A 3,196-nucleotide genomic window follows, 5' to 3' on the forward strand; every position below is an offset into this window, starting at 1 on the left:
CGGGCCAACCACGTGACCAGGAGGATGAGATGAGCGTTGTCCGAGGCGCGGCGAGAGCGCTGCTGGGCGCCGCCGGCGCCGCGATGGCGGCCGCCGGCCCCGTCATGGCCGCCCGAGGCGTCCAGGCGCGCGGCGAGATCCGCGACGAGCTGCGCCGGCAGGCCATCAGTTTCCCCGGCAAGGGGCTGCCCGCCGAGCTCGCCGCCCACGAGGGCCGCGCCGTCCTGACCGGCCCGCAGGCCAGGGCCTACGCCCAGGTGATCGGCCGCAACGTGCTGACCGCCACCGGCGGCCGGACGTACGCGCAGGTCAGTGCCGAGCTGTTCGCGGCGGGCGGCGCGGACGCCGAGCTGGAGAGCCTGCGGCAGACCGCCTTCACCGGCCAGATGCTGCGCGCCTCCCTGCTCAACGCCTACCAGGCCTGGCAGCTCGGCAACCTGGCCATCGGCCTCGGCGGGCTGCTGACGCTCACCGGCGCCGCCCTGCTGACCTGCGGCGCCACCCTCGCCGCCGACGAGTGACAGGGGAGGGGAACCATGCGACCGGCGACGTCCGGAACCATCCAGCTGGAGGACTGTGTGCTGTCCATCGGCCATCACTTCACCGAGACCTTCCACGCTGAGCACCGCGAGGTCAGGGACCTGCTGCTCGCGCTGATCGACGCCTTCGGCGCCGGCGACGCGGCGCGGGCCGGGAAACTGGTGGCGGCGCTGTCGGCGGCCGTCGGGCCGCACTTCCGCTACGAGGAGGAGGCCATGTACCCTGGCCTGACGTCCGTCCTCGGCGCGCACTACGTGGACAAGCTGCTCAGCGACCACGACGACACGATCCGCAACATCCGCGAGCTGGCCGAGCTGGCCGACCTGGCCGCGGTCGACGGCCTGGGCGAGATCGACGAGAACCAGGCCGCCTGGGGCGTCGCCCTGGCACGGGAGATCCTGCCGCACGTCAGCGACTGCGATGGCCTGTCGCTCATGGTCGAGACGCTGCCCGAGGACGACGTCGTGCACATCCTGGCCACCCGCGAGGTGGCCAGGGAGATCAACGCCGACGTGCTCACCTGGGCCGGCACGCTGCGGGCGCGGCGTGTCTGAGGCCGGGCTCCCCGTCCTGATCCAGGGCGGCATGGGCGTCGCGGTGTCCGGCTGGCGGCTGGCGCGCGCGGTCGCCCGTACCGGGCAGCTCGGCGTGGTGTCGGGCACCGCCCTGGACGTCGCCCTGGCCCGCCGCCTCCAGCGCGGCGACCCCGGCGGCGACCTGCGCCGGGCACTGGCCGGCTTCCCCATCCCCGAGATCGCCGAACGGGTGCTCGGACGTTGGTTCGTGCCCGGCGGGATCGCGCCCGGCACGCCCTACCGGCCGGTGCCCCGGCTCGGGCTGCGGCCCAGCCGGGCCCGCGACGAGCTGGCCGTGGTCGCCAACTTCGCCGAGGTCTTCCTGGCCAAGCAGGGCCACGACGGGCCGGTCGGCGTCAACTACCTGGAGAAGATCCAGCTCGCCACGCCCGCCGCCGCCTACGGCGCGATGCTGGCCGGCGTCGACTACGTGCTGATGGGCGCCGGCATCCCGGCGGAGATACCGGCGCTGCTCGACGCCTTCGCCGCGCACCGCCCGGCCGAGCTCACCGTCGCCGTGGCCGACGCCGGCGACGCCCGCCACACGGTCGGCCTCGACCCGGCCGCGCTGTGGCCCGGGGCCGCCCCCGCCGAGCCGCTGCGGCGGCCCAAGCTGCTGGCGATCGTCTCCTCGCACGTGCTGGCCGCCTACCTGGCCCGCTCGCCGGTGACCAGGCCCGACGGGTTCGTCCTGGAGACGCCGGTGGCCGGCGGGCACAGCGCGCCGCCGCGCGGCCGGCTGGTGCTCGACGAGCGCGGCGAACCCGTCTACGGGCCGCGCGACGAGGCCGACACCGCCAAGGTCGCCGCGATCGGGCTGCCGTTCTGGCTGGCCGGCGGCTACGCCACCCCCGGCGGCGCGGCCGGCGCGCGGGCCACCGGCGCCGCCGGCATCCAGGTCGGGACGGCGTTCGCGCTGTGCCGGGAGTCGGGCCTCGACGACGGCCTGCGGCGGCGCATGCTGAGCCGGGCCCGCCGGGGCGCGCTGGAGGTGCGCAACGACCCGCGCGCCTCGCCCACCGGCTTCCCGTTCAAGGTCGCGGGCCTGCCCGGCACCCTGTCGGAGCCCGAGGTGTTCGACCGGCGTCCCCGGCTGTGCGACCTGGGCTACCTGCGCACCCCGTACGTCAGGCCCGGCGGTGCGATCGGCTACCGCTGCCCCGCCGAACCCGTGGACGCCTACGTCCGCAAGGGCCGGCCCGCCGAGGAGGCCGAGGGCCGCCAGTGCCTGTGCAACGGGCTGACCGCCGCCATCGGCCTGGGCCAGCACCGCGCCGACGGCTACCGCGAGCCCGCCCTGCTCACCCTGGGCCAGGACCTGGCCTTCCTGGACGGCCTGCCCGACGACCACTCGGCCGCCGACGTCGTGGACCACCTCCTGCGAGGAGCACCCGCATGACCGCACCACCCGGCGGGCGGCCGCTGCGCCGCGTCCGGCGCGACGTCGCCGCCGGCCCGTTCATCGTGATCTGGGAGGTCACCCGCGCCTGCCCGCTGGCCTGCCTGCACTGCCGCGCCGAAGCCGTGCCCGACCGGCACCCGGCGGAGCTGACCACCCAGGAGGCGTACCGGCTCATCGGCCAGGTGGCGGACTTCGGCACGCCCCCGCCGCTGTTCGTGATCACCGGCGGCGACCCGTTCGAGCGGCCCGACCTGCTCGACCTGGTCCGCCACGCCCGCGGCCTGGCCCCGGCCGTGTCCCCGTCGGCCACCCCCGCCCTCGACCCGGCCGACCTCGCCCGGCTGCGCGAGGCCGGGGCCGCCGCCGTCTCGCTCAGCCTCGACGGCGCGACCGCGCCCGTACACGACGCCTTCCGCGGCTACGACGGCGTGTTCACCCGCACCCTGCGCGCCTGGCGGGCGGCCCGCGAGGCCGGGCTCAAGGTGCAGATCAACACCACCGTGACCCGCCACAACCTGACGAGCCTGCCGGACATCGCCGCCCTGGTACGCCGGGAGGGCGCGCTGCTGTGGAGCGTGTTCTTCCTCGTGCCCACCGGCCGGGGCCGCGACCTGTCGGCCCTGACCCCGCAGGAGACCGAGGACGTGCTGCACTTCGTGCACGACGTCGGCACCGCGAT

At 76.1% G+C, this 3,196-nt stretch carries 4 protein-coding genes; all 4 read left to right on the forward strand.

Going from position 1 to position 3,196, the window contains the following annotated elements; translation table 11 throughout:
• Nucleotides 1–29: 29 nt before the first annotated feature.
• Nucleotides 30–521 (forward strand): hypothetical protein, encoded by a 492-nt coding sequence (locus ACWCSD_RS50165; RefSeq protein WP_358300485.1) that lies wholly within the window; start codon nt 30–32, stop codon nt 519–521.
• A gap of 15 nt (nt 522–536) precedes the next feature.
• Nucleotides 537–1,094: a hemerythrin domain-containing protein gene (locus tag ACWCSD_RS50170; protein ID WP_358300487.1), complete on the forward strand. Its 558-nt coding sequence runs from the start codon at nt 537–539 to the stop codon at nt 1,092–1,094.
• Nucleotides 1,087–2,514, forward strand: coding sequence for a nitronate monooxygenase (locus tag ACWCSD_RS50175; RefSeq protein ID WP_397162978.1), 1,428 nt, complete (start codon nt 1,087–1,089; stop codon nt 2,512–2,514). Before ACWCSD_RS50170 ends, ACWCSD_RS50175 begins: the two co-directional genes overlap by 8 nt.
• Nucleotides 2,511–3,196 (forward strand): radical SAM protein (locus ACWCSD_RS50180; protein WP_449926537.1); only part of this gene is annotated, 686 nt, incomplete at its 3' end. The genes ACWCSD_RS50175 and ACWCSD_RS50180, both read left to right, overlap by 4 nt.

It is taken from the genome of Nonomuraea sp. NPDC001684, from assembly GCF_053596515.1.

Coding starts and splice junctions, on each gene's coding strand:
- ACWCSD_RS50165 (WP_358300485.1), top strand. CDS start 30: ATGAGCGTTGTCCGAGGCGCGGCGAGAGCGCTGCTGGGCGCCGCCGGC.
- ACWCSD_RS50170 (WP_358300487.1), top strand. CDS start 537: ATGCGACCGGCGACGTCCGGAACCATCCAGCTGGAGGACTGTGTGCTG.